This window comes from Spirillospora sp. CA-294931, assembly GCF_050946795.1.
Classification (GTDB): domain Bacteria; phylum Actinomycetota; class Actinomycetes; order Streptosporangiales; family Streptosporangiaceae; genus Spirillospora.
Map to the genome: position 1 here is coordinate 5,069,119 of NZ_CP192006.1, position 15,044 is coordinate 5,084,162.

Genomic DNA, 15,044 nt, shown 5'->3' on the forward strand with positions numbered 1-15,044 from the left:
CCGCCTGCCCTCGAAGAGGCAACTGATGTTCTTGTGCCTACCCAGCGGGACGGGGAGTGAACGGCCGGTTCAGGCGGTGGTGACGGACCGGTCGAGCGCGCTGCCCTTGACCCAGCGGTTCCAGGACATCTGGTAGAAGCTCCAGCCGTTGTTCCAGTCCAGGCCGCGCTTGCTGCCGGTGATGATGACGGGGTCGCCCCGGTAGGCGAACTCGTAGTACCACTTCGCGGCGGCGGGCGGGGAGTTCAGGCAGCCGTGGCTGACGTTCTGGCGTCCCTGCGCCCAGACGGTGGCGGCCATGGCGTGGACGTACTCGCCGCTGTTGGAGATCCGCACCGCGTGCGGGATGACCTCCCGGTAGCCGCCGTTCTTCTTGTCCTTGGGGTCGACGCCCATCCACTGCGAGGTCATGATCGCGGGATTCTCGCGGCCCATGGTCAGGTGGATGCCGCTGGTGGTGAGGAAGGTGTCGACGCCGTTGACGACGCGGCCGCCCTTGCCGGCGCTGATGCCCCAGCTCTTGATCTTCTTGCCGTTCTTCTTGACGACCAGCTTCTTGGTCTTGGTGCTGACGTTGACCATGTGGGCGTCGCCGATGCGGAACTTGCGGGTGACGTCGGCCAGGCCGTAGGTCGTCTTGCCGGCCCTGACGCCCGAGAGCCGCGCGGTGAACGTCACCTCCTGGTTGGCCTCCCAGTACTTGCCGTTCTGCGTCCGGAAGATCACCTGGGTGTCGCTGACCCAGTACCAGGCGCCGGTCGCGGGCTTCTCCGACTTGACCTGGAGGGCCTGCTCGACGGCCTTGCGGTCCTTGACCGCGCGGTCGAAGGTCACCTGGATCGGCATCCCGATCCCGACCTTCTCCCCCTTGCTCGGGACGATGTCAGTGATGCCGAGCACGGTCTCGGCCTTCAGCGTCTTGAACTTGCTGTTCACGGTGGTCGTCTTGCCCTGCGGGCTCTTGGCGACCGCGGTGACCTGGTACTCCGAGCCGGGACGCAGGGTGCGCGAGCTCCAGCCGGTCTTGTCGGCGGTCATGGCGCCCTCGACGGGCTTGCCCTTGCGGGTGACGCTGACCTGCTCCAGCGCGCCGCCCGCGACCTTGACGCTGATGCCCTTCTCGGGCCTGGCCTTGCCGTCGCCGTTGCCCGGGGTCACCGTCACCTGGGGCTCACCGGCCTCGGACTTGCCGCCGACGGTGGCCTTCTTGCCACCGTCGTCCCCGCCCGAGCACGCGGTCGTCAGGAGCAGCACGGCCCCCGTGACCCCGATCCCGGCACGGACCCCCGCGGTATGCCTCCGCTGCACCGTCAACCTCCCGAACCCCGCCGTCACCAGGGAGACATTAGCGACAAATCACATCGCCGACGTCACTACCACCGGATTTGGCGGGGCTCCGAGATCAAAGCGTTGCAAGCCGACATCCTCGCACGCGGGGACGGTCAGCCGGCGGTCGTCGCCGACTTCCACTTCTCGAACGACATCTGCCAGAAGCCCCAGCCGTTGTCGGGCTCGACCTCGCGGTCGCTGCCGGTGAGGTCGATGACGTCGCCGCGCTGCATGATGTCGTAGTACCACTTGGCATGCGACGGGCTCACGTTCAGGCACCCGTGGCTGACGTTCGCCGACCCCTGCGACCCGAGCGACCAGGGCGCCGCGTGCACGAACTCGCCGCTGTTGGAGAAGCGCACCGCGTGGTTCACCACGGTCTTGTAGTAGCCGGGGTCGCCCTCCTTGCGGCCGGGCGAGATCATGGTGACCGGGTTGCCCTTCTCCATCAGCAGGTGGACGCCGCTGGTGGTGGTGAACTCGCGCGTGGTGCCGTTCCCCGCGCTGAAGGGGATCGTGCGCAGCTTCCGCCCGTCGCGCGTGACCGTCATGTCGTGGTCGCCGATGTCGCCCTTGGTGATCTGGGCGGCGCCGATGCTGATGGTCTGCGCGGCGTCCTTGGTGCCGTAGGCGCCGTTGCCCGCGGCGACGCCCGCCAGCCGCGCGGTGAAGCGCACCTTCTGGTGGGCGGGCCAGTAGGTCTTGGTGCGGTAGACGGCCTGGTCGGGCGCGACCCAGCGCCAGGCGCCCTCGACGGGCTTCTCCGGCGCGACCGTCAGGGCCCGCTGGACGGCCGCCTTGTCGGCCACCGCGCGGTTGAAGCGCACGATGATCGGCATCCCGACGCCGACCTTCTCGCCCTCAAGGCTCGGGGTGACATCGACGATCGACAGCGTCTTCTCCGGCTTGAGGGTGGTGAAGGCGCTGGTCACCGTCTGGTTCTTGCCGTCGTTGCGGGCCTGGGCCGTGACGGTGTAGCTGGTGCCGGGCGTGAGCGTGCGGTCCGAGCGCCAGCTCTTGCGGTCGCCGGACATCTTCCCGGTGATGGCGGCGCCCTGCCCCTGGACGGCCACGTTCTCCAGCTTGGTGCCCGAGGCCTTGACCTCGATCGTCCCGTCGGGCCTGACGGCCTGGGTGCCGTTGCCCGGAGTGATGGTCACGGTGGCCGAGTCGCCGGAGGCGAGCTTGCCTTTACTGCCGTCGCTGCACCCCGCGACGAGGACCATCGCGGCGCCGACCCCGCCGACCACCACAAGCCCCAGGCGACCCTGAACTACCACAAATCCCCCAAATAACCTTAATTCACCCTAAGCAGTGAATGTATCTGAGAATGGGAGACGCTCAGGACGGCCCGAAGGTTCGGGTGGTGTGAGAGAAATCGCCTTTAAGGGGCGACCAATCGGGGCTCGCCGTTGACGTGGCGCAGGCAGCGCCTGAACCCGAAGACCGAGACCACCACCGCCGCCGCGCCCAGCGCGGTCACCAGACCGGTCCGGACCCACAGATAGGTGCTGATCGACTCGTTGAACAGCATCCAGAGGCTGATCAGCGCGTTGGTGAAGAACACCAGCGACCACAGCAGCGAGATCCGCAGGAAGAACTGGCGGACCCGCTCGTGCCGCAGGAACGCCTCGGGCATGGGCACCATGTCGGTCGCCAGCTTCTGCGCCAGCGGGCGCCGCAGGGGCACCGACGCCAGGAAGGCCATGCTCACCACGAGCGTCCCGAGCGTGGGCTGAAGGAAATACACAACGGGGCTGTGCGTGGCCGCCGCCAGCCCGGCTCGGACGGTGACCCCGACCGCCGCCAGCATCAGCATCCCCGGGACGCCGTGACCGCGCGCGTAGCGCCAGGCGATGCCCCCGTACACCCACAGGACCGCCGCGACCAGCGCGCCGTTGAGACCGAGCAGCGCGAACGCCGCGTAGAACACCGCGACCGGGGCGATCACCCCCTCGACGAACCGGGGCAGGGCGTGCCACAGCATCGACGTCAGCCGGGGCAGCTCGAATCCATGGGGATGGTCCATCGAAAAGACGCGCTCCTGCGAGACCGGAGGGGGGAGACCAGCCCACCGTACGTGATGTTCTCCGTTTCCCTGCCCGTCTTGCGGCATTTGCCCGGCGCCGGGCCCTTGACCCTATTGGATCGGATGTTGAATATTTCTCACATCATCACCTCGACGAGGAGGCTCCCCCCGATGAGCGAGATCCGGCCGTCCGGCGCCGACGAGCCCGACCGGCTCCAGGCCATGCTCGACGAGGTCTCCACCCCCGAGGAGCTGCGCCTCCTCCTGGGCGCCGGCGGTGTGGACGACGCGCTGATCACCGAGTTCGCCACCGAGTTCGGCGTCGACCGCGTGCTGGACCGCGTCTTCGCGCTCATGGGAACCCGCTTCCTCCCCGAAAAGGCCAGGGACGCCCGCGGAACGGTCCGCTGGGACGTCCAGACCCCCGAAGGCGAGCGCACCTACCAGCTGGCCATCGACGGCACCCGAGCCACGGGCTCGCGCGGCGCCCCCGCCGCCCCCACGGTCACGCTCCGCATCGCCCTCCCGAACCTGCTGCGGCTCTGCTCGGACGACCTCAACGGCGTGACCGCCGTGATGACCGGCAAGATGAAGATCACCGGCGACCTGATGTTCGGCGCCAAAATGGCCGGCTGGTTCGACTACACCTGACCCCCCGGGGAGCGCAATCGCGCGCGGGCCGCGCGGGTGTCAGTCGCCTGGGGGTGCGGGCTGGGCGTCGCGGGCGGCGGCGTAGATGGCTCGGAGCGTTACGGCAACCGAGGGTCTGCGGACGCTGGCGGCGCGGGTCACGGCGTAGACCTCGCGGGCCAGTTCGCAGTCGGGGATGCGGCGGACGGTCACGCCCTGGTCGCCCGCCGCCAGCGCCAGCGCGGGGATGGCGGCGATGCCGATGCCCCGCGCCACCAGGCTGAGGATGGTGTGCAGGCCCTCGAACTCCCAGGGCACCGGGCGGGCGCCGCCGACGGTGTCCATGAGCCGCTCCACCGCCTGACGTGAGGGCTCGCCCGGAGGTGCCGCCATCCACGACTCCTCGCGCAGCGACTGGAGATCGACGGGCTCGTCCGGGTTGGCCATCGGATGGCCGTCGGGGACGGCCAGCACGAGCGGGTCACGGCGCAGGTGGAAGAACGTCAACGCGGCGGGCGACTGGTCGGGGAGCTTGCCCGTCCAGTCGTCCACCAGGGCGATGTCCACCTCGCCGCTCTGGATCTGGCGGATGCCGTCGCCCGGACGGGTCTGGCGCAGCACGAACGTCAGGCCGGGATGGTCGCGCAGGCTGTGGGCCAGGGTCGGCGCGAACGCGACCGCCGCCGTCGGGAACGCCGTCACCACCACCCGGCCGGACGGGGTGTCGGCCTGGGCCGACAGCTCGGCCTCGGCCGCCTCGACGAGCGTGAGGATCTCCTCCGCCCGCTCGGCCAGCCGCCGTCCGGCGTCGGTCAGCTCGGCGCTGCGGGCCGTGCGGTCCAGCAGCGGGACGTGGGCCTCGCGCTCCAGCGCGGCCAGTTGCTGGGACACCGCGGACGGCGTGTATCCCAGGGCCGCCGCGGTCGCCGCGATGCTGCCGCGCCGGGCGAATTCGGAGAGCAGCCGCAGCCGCCGGACCTCTAGCATCAGCTCAGCTTACGCCCACCATCGATGAGACTCGCTTGTAGTGATGCTTGTGGTGGGGAAAGTATGGGGTGTGCCCGGCCGGGCCTTACGGGGATTCCTTTCCATCGTCACCTGCCACACCTCTATCTGCCATGCCCTGGAGCATCGATGCCTGCCCTTGACCTGCGCCCGGTTCCGCTGTCGCCCACCCTCGCCATCAACGAGGCCATCGCCCGCAAACGAAAAGAGGGCGGCCCGGTCCTTCCCTTGGGGTTCGGGGAGGCCGGGATCCCGATCCACCCGATGCTGACCCGCGAGCTGGCCCTGGCCGCCGGACGGGGCGGCTACGGCCCCGTCGCCGGGTCGGCCGCGCTGCTGTCGGCCGCCGCCGGGTACTGGACGCGCCGCGGCCTGCCCACCGGGCCCGAGCACATGCTCTGCGGACCCGGCAGCAAGTCGCTGCTGTTCGCGATCCTGCTGAGCCTGGGAGGCGAGGTGGCGATCCCGTCCCCGAGTTGGGTGACGTACGCCGCGCAGTCGGCGCTCACCGGCTCCGAGGCGACCTTTGTGGCCACCCCGCCGGGCGAGGGCGGCGTCCCCAACCCCGCGCTGCTGGCAGACGCGGTGGTGCGGGCCAGGGCCGAGGGGCGCAGGATCCGCGCGGTCGTGGTGACGCTGCCCGACAACCCGACCGGGACCCTGGCCTCGGAGGAGACCGTGCGGCGGCTCTGCACGGTCGCCCGGGAGCACGACCTTTTGATCATCTCTGACGAGATCTACCGCGACCTGGTGCACGATCCCGCCCGGACGGTGCCGAGCCCGGCCCTTTACGCGCCCGAGCGCACCATCGTGACCACGGCGCTGAGCAAGCACCTGGCGGCGGGCGGCTGGCGGCTGGGCGTCGCGCGGCTTCCCGACGGCGCGTTCGGGGACGCGCTGCGCGCCAGCCTGCTGGGCATCGCCAGCGAGGTCTGGTCCAGCGCGCCCGCGCCGATCCAGCAGGCCGCGGCGCTGGCGTTCAGCGAGCCGCCCGAGCTGCTGGAGCACGTCGACCGCAGCCGCCGGCTGCACGCGAAGGTCACCGGCGCGGTCGCGGCGGTGTTCCGCGAGGCGGGGGCGCTGGTCCGCACGCCCGAGGCCGCGTTCTACGTCTACCCCGACCTCGGCCCGCTGCGCGAGCGGCTGCGCGCCGACCACGGCGTGACCACCGGAGCGGAGCTGACCGGGTTCCTGCTGGAGCGGTACGGCGTGGGCGTCCTGCCCGCCGGGGCGTTCGGCGAGGCGCCCGAGGCGTTGCGGATGCGTGTGGCGCCGAGCCTGCTTTACGGGGAGAGCGACGAGCGGCGCCTGGCCGCGCTGGCCTCGTCCGACCCGGCGTCGCTGCCGTGGATCGCGGCGGGGCTGGACCGTCTCGCCGAGGTACTCGACGATCTTGGCGGTGGCACCGCCGAGACCACTTCCGGCCAGGGCCTCCGTGCCGCCGCCCTCGCGGGCTGACCAGGGCGGAAGCGGGCGCCGCAGCGATCGCGAAGATCGCTGCGGCGCCCGCGGGCGAATGGCGGAGGGTAAGGGAGTCGAACCCCTTCAAGTGTCACCTTGACGACAGTTTTCGAAACTGCTGCCTTACCGTTCGGCCAACCCTCCGTGCGGACGGCGGGACTCGCACCCGCTCCTCGGCCGTGGCGGGGCCGCGTGCGGCTCACAACACTTCGTCCACGTAGGCGGACGCCGGGAATTGTTCCGGCGCGCCATTGATCATTCGCAGGGAAGGCACGACTCGAACCTGCATTTCGCTGGTTTCGGAGACGTGTCACCCCGGCTTTGATCACGCACTGGCTCTCTCGGGCCGTTCACATGGGTCCAGGATGCAGGGATTCGCCCAAACTCGCACTACATTTTCCGCTTTGTCGATCACTCCCCGGGAGAGTGTGCATCCGATCACTCGTCGTATGCGTTACGACGACGATCTACCTGGTCGGGGTGGGGGCGGCCCCCGCGGGCGGCACGAGGCGGATAAGCGTGGTGTAAGGTCCATCGACGCACGGGCAAACGTCACATAGCGACCAAGTACCGGCCAAGTACAGGTCTGCCACGCTTCCTCGTGGTAAACCCAAATCAGTTGATGTCAGGTATGTGATGGAGAAGGCGAGGGGGCCCGCCATGAGGCACGCACGCGACGGGGCCGCGGCGGCGATGAACGCGGCGTCCCGGGTACTCGTCGCCCGGGGGAAGAACGAGCCGCAGGAGCTGGAGAACCCCGACGTCGGCTGGGGCCAGCGCGCCAAGGACGGGGTGTGGGTCCCCACCAAGGACGGCCAGCGCATCCACATCGGCCTCGACGTCGGCGCGGGCGAGACGATCGCGCAGGTGCTGCGGCCGAGCCTGCGGGTCTACCCCGGCGTGGACGTCGACACCGACATCGTCGCGCAGACGACCGCGAACGGCATCCGGCTCCTGACGGTGATCCACGGCCCGGACGCGCCCGCCGAGTTCCGCTTCCCGATCTCGCTGCCCGACGGGCTGGCGCTGGAGGCGATGCCCTCGGGCGGCTACGACGTCGTCCACCTGCGCTACGGCGCCACCGTGGGGCGGCTGTACTCGCCGTGGGCGTCCGACTCCATGTTCCGCCAGGTCAAGGCCGACTACGTGCTCGAAGGCCAGACGGTGACGATGCGCGTCCAGCACGCCGACTGCTTCTACCCGGTCGTCACCGACCCGCACTACTCGCGCTGATACCCGCGCGGCGTCCCCCTGCCGGTCACCACGTCGGCGAAGTCGAGCTCCCGCCCGATCTCGCGGAGCGTGTCCGCGCCGATCTTCCCCTTGCGGTACAGCGCGTCGAGCTTGGCCCGCTGCGCCTTGGCCAGCTCCGCGCGCACATGCGCGCCGCCGGGCGGCTCGTCGTCCTCCGACGCCTCGCCGCGCTCCTCGTTGAGGAAGTAGCGGACGCGGTCGAGCCTCAGCTCCAGTAGCTGGCGGTAGGCGTCGGCGGTCCGGTCGTCGACCTCCTCGGCGTCGGACATCGCGTCCAGCCGGGCCATCGCCGCCTTCAGCCCGGCCTTGCGGGCGCGCATGGACTCCTCCGCGCGCTTGTCGGCGCCGCTGAGCCCGGAGAAGTGCAGCAGGACCGGCAGGAACGACGCCTGCCCCACGAGGGTGACCAGCACCACCAAGGCCGTCAGGAAGATCAGCGGGCCGCGCTCGTCGCCGACGGCGGTGGGCAGCGACAGCGCGATGGCCAGGGAGATCGCCCCGCGCATCCCGCCCAGGCCGACCACGATCCGCGCTCTCCAGCCCAGGCCCTCCTGGACGCGCCGCCCGCCGGGCAGCAGGTCGGCCAGCGGGCCGTTGCCCAGTTCCCAGGCCAGCCGGATCAGCACCACGACCGCCGAGACCACCAGGCCGGTGAGCAGCAGGCCCGTCCAGGTGTGGTCCCCCGGGTCCTTGAGGACACCCCGGATCGCCAGCCCGAGCAGGACGAACAGCGCGGACTCCAGCAGGAAGATCCAGACGCGCCAGAACGACTGCCCGGCCACCCGGGACGCGGGCTGGAGCAGGCCCTCGCCCCGGGTGCCGATGTGGAAGCCCGCCACGACGGTCGCCAGCACGCCCGAGACGCCCAGGTGCTCGGCCGGGACGTAGGCCAGGTAGGGCGTCGCCAGCGACAGGATGATCTGGCTGCTGGGATCGTCGACCAGGCGGCGCGCCCGCCGCATCACCACCCCGACCAGCAGCCCGTAGGCCACTCCGCCGAGGACGACCTGGGCCAGCCGCCCGCCGCCGTGCGCGAAGGTGTACTCGGTCGTGAGCGCCTCGACGGCCAGGCCGAAGATCGTCAGGGCCACGCCGTCGTTGATGAGGCTCTCGCCCTCCAGGATCGTCACCAGCCGGCGCGGTGCCCCGACCCGTTGGAGCACCCCCGTGGCGGCCACGGCGTCGGTGGGGGCCACGGCCGCCCCGAACGCGATCGCGGCGGGCCAGCCGAGCCCCGGCATGATCAGGTGGACGGTCCCGGCCACGGCGAACGTCGTGACGGCGGTCAGCCCGAAGGCCAGCGTGACGATGGGCACGGCGTCGGCGCGGGCCTCGCGGGGCGCGGTGAAGAAGGCCGCGTTGTAGATCAGCGGGGGCAGGAAGCCCATCAGCACCAGCTCGGACGAGACCTCGATCTCGGGCATCCCCGGGACGAACCCGGCGGCCAGCCCGAGCACGACCAGCGGGATGGCGTCCGGCACGCCGAGCCGTCCGGCCACGGCGCGGGCGAGCAGCACGACCGCCGCGATGACCAGGAGGACGATGAAAAGCTGTTCCTCGTGCACAGACCGATCCTGGCCGCCGGGGAAGCCTCGCGTCCGGCGGCCACGCGCGCCTTCGCCAACTCTTTCCGCCGGTCGCGCGGCCGGTGCCCGGGTCGCGGCTCGGTCACGAGATTGTTCCCACGCGGGAGATCGGCTTGCAAGAAAGATCTCCGTCTGCGTCTATGGTGGAAAGCGGGCCGCGACTTCGGCCCGGCGCCGCCGGGCGCTTGGACTTCCCCTGTATCAGGGACTGGAGCCCTTGTGATCTTCACTCATGACACCGAGCACGCGCTCGCGGCCGTGGTCGACCTCATCAACACCGCGCAGGCCGACTCGGGCGAGGAGAGCCTCGACGACCTCGAGGGGCTGCGCAGCGTGGTCAAGCGCAACCGGCTCAGCGACGTGCACGAGCTGACCGAGCGCGACCTGGAGCAGTTCCGCGCGCTGCGGGCCCGGTTCCAGGCGGTGTTCGACGCTCCCGACGTCCCGACGGCGGTCGAGCTGATCAACGAGATCGTCGGCGGCGTCCGGACGACGCCCCATCTCACCGACCACGACGGCTACGACTGGCACGTGCACTTCTTCGCACCCGGGGCGCCCATCGACGAGCATCTGGCCGCCGACGGCGGCATGGCGCTGGCCTACGTCGTGGCCGCGGGCGAGCTCGACCGCCTGCGCACCTGCGAGGCGCCCGACTGCTCGCGCGTCCTGGTCGACCTGTCGCGCAACCGCTGCCGCCGCTACTGCGACAGCCGCACCTGCGGCAACCGCATGCACGTCGCCGCCTACCGCGCCCGGCAGCGCGAAGCGTCCCTCTAGGCGGGCTCGAGGGCCGCGACGGCGGTCAGGGCCCGGCGGGCCGCCGCGGCGTCGTGGACGCGGAAGACACGCGCGCCCTGCCAGGCCGAGACGCCCAGGACGGCCATCGTGCCCACGCCGCGCTTCTCCACGGGCTGGCCGAGGGTCTCGCCGATGAAGTCCTTGTTGGAGACCGCCACCAGCACGGGCCAGCCGGTCGCGGTCAGCTCGCCCAGCCTGCGGGTGATCTCCAGCGAGTGGCGGGTGTTCTTGCCGAAGTCGTGGGCCGGGTCGATGAGGATGGCATCGCGCCGCACGCCCAGGGCGGCGGCCCGCTCGGCCTCGGCCGTGACATGGCCCACCACGTCGGCGACCACGTCGTCGTACCCGATGCGGTGCGGGCGGGTGCGGGGTTCCAGGCGTCCCGCGTGGGCGCAGACCAGCCCGATGCCGTGCGCGGCGGCGACCTCGGCCAGGCGCGGGTCGGGCCCGCCCCAGGTGTCGTTCAGCAGGTCGGCCCCGGCGGCGGCCACCGCCTCGCCGACCTCGGCCCGCCAGGTGTCGACGCTGATCACGACCCGGGGGTGGCGCTCGCGGACGGCCGCCACCAGGTCAACGACCCGGCGCAGCTCCTCGGCCACGTCGACCTCGTCGCCCGGCCCGGCCTTCACTCCCCCGATGTCGACGATGTCGGCACCGCCCTCGACGGCCCGGTCGACCGCCGCCAGCGCGGCGTCGAAGGCGTAGGTGGCCCCGCGGTCGAAGAACGAGTCGGGCGTGCGGTTGACCACGGCCATGATCACGAAACGGCCGAAGCCGCGGCCGTTGAGCCGAAGCGGCGCGAGCCCCTGACCGAACACCATCGCCTCCCCCATGACGTCCCACACCGTCGCACACGCCGGGCCCCCGGCGCCACGGCCGCGGCCGCGCCGCTGAACCTGAAGCAAATTCGGTTCAAACGGCGCCCTCCCTCGGCAGCATCTGTCAGAGGTCGCTAACCTCGTGTTTCACACTCATTGCGGGCACGTCCCGCGGTGGGCCCCGTCGTCCCATTCAGCCATGGAGGATCCGCTGTCCAGGCGAGCACTCATCACCGGCATCACCGGGCAGGATGGCTCGTACCTCGCCGAGCATCTCCTTGAGCGTGGGTATGAGGTCTGGGGTCTGGTCCGCGGTCAGGCCAACCCGCACGTTTCGCGGCTGCGCAAGCACATCGGCGACGTCCAGATCACCACCGGCGACCTGCTCGACCAGGGCAGCCTGATCTCGGCGGTGGAGCGGGTCCAGCCGGACGAGGTCTACAACCTCGGCGCGATCTCCTACGTCCCGATGTCGTGGCAGCAGGCCGAGCTCACCGCCGAGGTGACCGGGATGGGCGTGCTGCGCTGCCTGGAGGCGATCCGGGTGGTGTCGGGCATCAGCACGTCCCGGACGCCCGCGGGCCAGCAGATCCGCTTCTACCAGGCGTCCTCCTCGGAGATGTTCGGCATGGTCCGCGAGACGCCGCAGACCGAGAAGACGCCCTTCCACCCCCGCAGCCCCTACGGGGTGGCCAAGAGCTACGGGCACTACATCACGCAGAACTACCGCGAGTCGTACGGCATGTTCGCGGTCAGCGGCATCCTGTTCAATCACGAGTCGCCCCGGCGCGGGGCCGAGTTCGTGACCCGCAAGGTGTCGCTCGGCGCCGCCCGCATCAAGCTGGGCCTGGCCACCGAGCTGCGGCTGGGCAACATGGAGGCGCGCCGCGACTGGGGCTTCGCGGGCGACTACGCCCGTGCGATGCGGCTCATGCTCGCCCAGGACGCCCCCGAGGACTACGTGATCGGCACCGGCCAGACGCAGTCGGTGCGCGACCTGGTCGAGTTCGCCTTCACCAGCGTGGGCCTCACCTGGGAAGACCATGTCGTCCTGGACGAGCGCTACACCCGTCCGGCCGAGGTCGACCTGCTGTGCGCCGACCCCAAGAAGGCCCGCGAGCAGCTGCACTGGGAGCCCCAGGTCGACTTCGCGGGCCTGGTGACGATGATGGTCGAGTCCGACCTGCGGCTGCTGTCGGAGTCGAGCCGTCCCGAGGACGAGCCGTTCAGCCCCGACCACTGGTGATCACCTGAGGCGCCGCGTGGCACGATGGGCGTATGGCTACGTGTGAACATGTGAGCGGCCTGCCGGACGCCGATCCGGAGCCGCGCACCCCGAAGGGATGCCAGGAGTGCCTGGCCGAGGGGACCCGCTGGGTCCACCTGCGGCTCTGCCTGAGCTGCGGGCACGTCGGCTGCTGTGACTCCTCGCCGATGAGGCACGCCACCCGGCACTTCCGGGGCGAGGGGCATCCGATCGTCCGGTCCTTCGAGCCGGGCGAGGAGTGGCGCTGGTGCTTCGCCGATGAACTGATCGTCTGATGGGCGACGTCCGGCTGGCCACCGCGCCCGGACGCTGGATCCTGCTGGCCACGGTGCTCGGGTCCAGCGTGGCGTCGCTGGACGCCACGGTGGTCAACGTCGCGCTGCCGCGCCTGGCGCGCGACCTGGACGCCGACATGTCCGGGCTCCAGTGGACGGTCAACGCCTACACCCTCACGCTGGCCGGGTTCATCCTGCTCGGCGGCTCGCTCGGCGACCGCTACGGGCGGCGCAAGGTCTTCCTCATCGGCGTGGTGTGGTTCGCGGTCGCCTCGCTGCTGTGCGGGCTGGCCCAGGACGTCTCCATGCTCGTCGCGGCCCGGGCCTTGCAGGGCGTCGGCGGCGCGCTGCTCACCCCCGGTTCGCTGGCGATCATCCAGGCGTCGTTCGCGGCCGACGACCGTCCGCGCGCGGTCGGCGCCTGGTCGGGCCTCGGCGGCGTCGCGGGCGCGATCGGCCCGTTCGCCGGCGGCTGGCTGGTCGAGAGCGCGGGCTGGCGCTGGGTGTTCCTGCTCAACCTGCCCCTGGCGGCGGTCGTCATCGCGGTGGCGGCGCGGCACGTCCCAGAGACCCGCGACCCGGAGGCGGCCGGGCGCTTCGACGTCCTCGGCGCGGCGCTGGCGGCGCTGGCCCTGGCCGGGACGACCTACGCGCTCACCGAGGCGCAGAACGCCGCGACCGGACCCGCCTGGGTCGGCACCGCCGCCGTCGTGGGCCTGGCCGCCGCGGTCGCGTTCGTCTACGTCGAGCGGCTGCGCGGCCGGGGGCGCGGCACGGGCGCGCCGCGTCCGATGCTGCCGCTGGAGGTGTTCGGCTCCCGCCAGTTCACCGCCGTCAACCTGGTGACGTTCCTGGTCTACGGCGGCATGGGCGTGATGTTCTTCCTGTTCGTGCTCAACCTCCAGGTCGTGTCCGGGTTCGACCCGGTCGCCGCCGGGACGGCGCTGCTGCCGGTGACCTTGCTGATGCTGCTGCTGTCGTCCCGCGCCGGCGCGCTGGCCCAGCGGATCGGCCCGAGGCGGCCCATGGCCGCCGGGCTGGTCGTGGTCGCGATCGGGATGGTGCTGGTCGGCCGGATCGGCGAGGACGCCTCGTACGTGTGGCAGGTGCTGCCCGCCGTCACGGTGTTCGGTCTCGGCCTCTCGGCCGTGGTCGCACCGCTCACGGCGACCGTCCTGGCGACCGCGGACGTGCGGCACGCGGGCGTGGCCAGCGGGGTCAACAACGCGGTGGCGCGGGCCGCGGGCCTGCTCGCCGTCGCGGCGATCCCGCCGCTGACCGGGTTGACGGGCGAGGCCTACAACGACCCGTCCGCGTTCTCCGACGGCTTCCAGACGGCGATGATCGTCTGCGCGTGCCTGCTGGCCGGCGGCGCCGTTCTGAGCTACTTCGCCGTCCGGGACGACGTGCTGCGCGCCGTCCCCGACGAGCGCGAGCCCCAGTGCAAGACGTTCTGCGACGTCGGGGCCCCGCCGCTGGAGCCCGAGCAGGACGCCGACACCAAGGCGACCACACCCTAACCCTTGACAAACGGCCTCGTACCGACATCGAGAACTCGGGTCCGATTCCGGCTATGTCCAGGACCGGATCGGTTCGTAGTCATACAGTCAAGACATGAACCTGCGGCAGTTGCGCTATGTCGTGGCCACCGCCGACCACGGGACGATGACGTCGGCGGCCCAGGCGCTGTATATCGCGCAGCCCGCCCTGTCCAGGGCCGTCCGCGAGCTCGAACGCGAGCTGGGCGTCGAGCTGTTCGCCCGGTCCGGGCGCGGCGTGGTGCTCACCGCCGTGGGCGAGCAGGTCGTCCGGCAGGCCCGCGTCGCGCTGGACGCCGTCGACGCCATCGAGGGCCTGTCGGTGGCACGGGCCAACGGCCGGGGCGCCGAGCTGCGCGTGGCCACCACCACCTCGCTGGAGCCCGAGCTGACCGGGCGCCTGATCCCCCGCTTCGCCCGCGACCAGCCCGCCGTCCGCGTCCGGGTGGTCCGCTGCGAGAGCCGCGAGGCGGTCGCCTCGGCCCTGCGCGCGGGCCGCGCCGACCTGGCCCTGACCGACCTGCCCGTCCCCGGCGACCTGGCCGCCCACCCCTTCGAGCAACGCGAGGTCGTGCTGATCTCGCCCCCGTCCCTGCGGCTGCGCGAACCCGTCCCCCACTCGGCCCTGGACGGAATGCGCCTGATCCTGCCCGCCAAGGGAAGCGCCCGCCGCGCCGAGATGGACGCCCTCCTCGACAAGATCGGCGCCAGCGCCGTCCCCGCCATCGAGTCCGACGAGCGCGCCTCCTGGCTCGGCTGGGTCCGCGCCGGCCTCGGCTCCCTGCTCTGGTACCGCAACCAGATCGAGGAGGCCGACGGCGTCGTGATCCGCTCCTTCATGCCCCCCATCAGCCGCCTCATCGGCCTCGTCCACGCCCACCGCCAGCTCTCCCCCGTCGCCCGCGACTTCCTGAACTTCGCCAAAGAATCCCCCCGCGACCCCCACCACTGACCCGCGTTTTTCACCGAGCAGCCCGAAAGAACACCGCATCGTTCGCGGGCCCGCGGCTCCGCCGCGGGCCCGCGAACGATGCGCACTCCGCCAAGTCGAGTT

14 protein-coding genes and 2 tRNA genes are annotated in these 15,044 nt (G+C 71.4%); 8 read left to right on the plus strand and 8 right to left on the minus strand.

Features of this window, described 5'->3' with window-relative positions; translation table 11 throughout:
* Positions 1 to 69 precede the first annotated feature (69 nt).
* From ACQPY4_RS22835 to ACQPY4_RS22845, 3 genes are all read right to left on the minus strand, one after another.
* On the minus strand, positions 70 to 1,308 hold the full coding sequence (locus ACQPY4_RS22835; protein WP_433323799.1) for an Ig-like domain-containing protein: 1,239 nt from the start codon (positions 1,306 to 1,308) through the stop codon (positions 70 to 72).
* Between the two features lie 134 nt (positions 1,309 to 1,442).
* Positions 1,443 to 2,609, minus strand: coding sequence for an Ig-like domain-containing protein (locus tag ACQPY4_RS22840; RefSeq protein WP_433323801.1), 1,167 nt, complete (start codon positions 2,607 to 2,609; stop codon positions 1,443 to 1,445).
* 104 nt (positions 2,610 to 2,713) lie between these two features.
* Positions 2,714 to 3,358, minus strand: coding sequence for a VC0807 family protein (locus tag ACQPY4_RS22845; RefSeq protein WP_433323803.1), 645 nt, complete (start codon positions 3,356 to 3,358; stop codon positions 2,714 to 2,716).
* A gap of 171 nt (positions 3,359 to 3,529) precedes the next feature.
* On the opposite strand from ACQPY4_RS22845, the gene ACQPY4_RS22850 reads away from it, so the two are divergent.
* Positions 3,530 to 4,009: an SCP2 sterol-binding domain-containing protein gene (locus ACQPY4_RS22850; protein WP_433323805.1), complete on the plus strand. Its 480-nt coding sequence runs from the start codon at positions 3,530 to 3,532 to the stop codon at positions 4,007 to 4,009.
* Between the two features lie 39 nt (positions 4,010 to 4,048).
* Here ACQPY4_RS22850 and ACQPY4_RS22855 read toward each other — a convergent pair whose 3' ends face one another.
* On the minus strand, positions 4,049 to 4,975 hold the full coding sequence (locus tag ACQPY4_RS22855) for a LysR family transcriptional regulator (RefSeq protein ID WP_433323807.1): 927 nt from the start codon (positions 4,973 to 4,975) through the stop codon (positions 4,049 to 4,051).
* 147 nt (positions 4,976 to 5,122) lie between these two features.
* Between ACQPY4_RS22855 and ACQPY4_RS22860 the strand changes: the two genes are divergently transcribed.
* Positions 5,123 to 6,451, plus strand: a complete 1,329-nt coding sequence (locus tag ACQPY4_RS22860; protein WP_433323809.1) for a pyridoxal phosphate-dependent aminotransferase — start codon at positions 5,123 to 5,125, stop codon at positions 6,449 to 6,451.
* Positions 6,452 to 6,510: 59 nt separating this feature from the next.
* On the opposite strand, the gene ACQPY4_RS22865 is transcribed toward ACQPY4_RS22860, so the two are convergent.
* Together ACQPY4_RS22865 and ACQPY4_RS22870 are read right to left on the minus strand one after the other, a co-directional pair.
* Positions 6,511 to 6,598: transfer RNA gene (locus tag ACQPY4_RS22865), tRNA-Ser, on the minus strand.
* 1 nt (position 6,599) lies between these two features.
* Positions 6,600 to 6,671: transfer RNA gene (locus ACQPY4_RS22870), tRNA-Gly, on the minus strand.
* Positions 6,672 to 7,114: 443 nt separating this feature from the next.
* On the opposite strand from ACQPY4_RS22870, the gene ACQPY4_RS22875 reads away from it, so the two are divergent.
* Complete coding sequence (locus ACQPY4_RS22875; RefSeq protein WP_433323811.1) at positions 7,115 to 7,687, plus strand: hypothetical protein; 573 nt, start codon at positions 7,115 to 7,117, stop codon at positions 7,685 to 7,687.
* Here ACQPY4_RS22875 and ACQPY4_RS22880 read toward each other — a convergent pair.
* Complete coding sequence (locus ACQPY4_RS22880; protein ID WP_433323813.1) at positions 7,675 to 9,273, minus strand: Na+/H+ antiporter; 1,599 nt, start codon at positions 9,271 to 9,273, stop codon at positions 7,675 to 7,677. The two genes, ACQPY4_RS22875 and ACQPY4_RS22880, sit on opposite strands and share 13 nt — an antisense overlap.
* A 240-nt stretch (positions 9,274 to 9,513) precedes the next feature.
* On the opposite strand from ACQPY4_RS22880, the gene ACQPY4_RS22885 reads away from it, so the two are divergent.
* The gene (locus tag ACQPY4_RS22885; protein WP_433323815.1) at positions 9,514 to 10,071 is read left to right on the plus strand and encodes a CGNR zinc finger domain-containing protein; all 558 of its coding nucleotides are present in this window, start codon (positions 9,514 to 9,516) and stop codon (positions 10,069 to 10,071) included.
* On the opposite strand, the gene folP is transcribed toward ACQPY4_RS22885, so the two are convergent.
* A complete protein-coding gene (gene folP, locus ACQPY4_RS22890; RefSeq protein ID WP_433323817.1) occupies positions 10,068 to 10,925 on the minus strand; it encodes a dihydropteroate synthase in 858 nt (285 codons plus the stop codon). The genes ACQPY4_RS22885 and folP overlap by 4 nt on opposite strands.
* Positions 10,926 to 11,121: 196 nt before the next feature.
* Between folP and ACQPY4_RS22895 the strand changes: the two genes are divergently transcribed.
* The 4 genes from ACQPY4_RS22895 (at position 11,122) to ACQPY4_RS22910 (ending at position 14,942) form a co-directional block, all read left to right on the plus strand.
* Positions 11,122 to 12,156 carry a GDP-mannose 4,6-dehydratase gene (locus tag ACQPY4_RS22895; RefSeq protein WP_433338980.1) on the plus strand — a complete coding sequence of 345 codons (1,035 nt, stop codon included), beginning with the start codon at positions 11,122 to 11,124 and terminating at the stop codon, positions 12,154 to 12,156.
* Between the two features lie 32 nt (positions 12,157 to 12,188).
* Positions 12,189 to 12,452, plus strand: coding sequence for a ubiquitin carboxyl-terminal hydrolase 14 (locus tag ACQPY4_RS22900; protein WP_433323819.1), 264 nt, complete (start codon positions 12,189 to 12,191; stop codon positions 12,450 to 12,452).
* On the plus strand, positions 12,452 to 13,972 hold the full coding sequence (locus tag ACQPY4_RS22905) for an MFS transporter (protein ID WP_433323821.1): 1,521 nt from the start codon (positions 12,452 to 12,454) through the stop codon (positions 13,970 to 13,972). Before ACQPY4_RS22900 ends, ACQPY4_RS22905 begins: the two co-directional genes overlap by 1 nt.
* A gap of 94 nt (positions 13,973 to 14,066) precedes the next feature.
* Positions 14,067 to 14,942 carry a LysR family transcriptional regulator gene (locus tag ACQPY4_RS22910; RefSeq protein WP_433323823.1) on the plus strand — a complete coding sequence of 292 codons (876 nt, stop codon included), beginning with the start codon at positions 14,067 to 14,069 and terminating at the stop codon, positions 14,940 to 14,942.
* Positions 14,943 to 15,044: the final 102 nt, after the last annotated feature.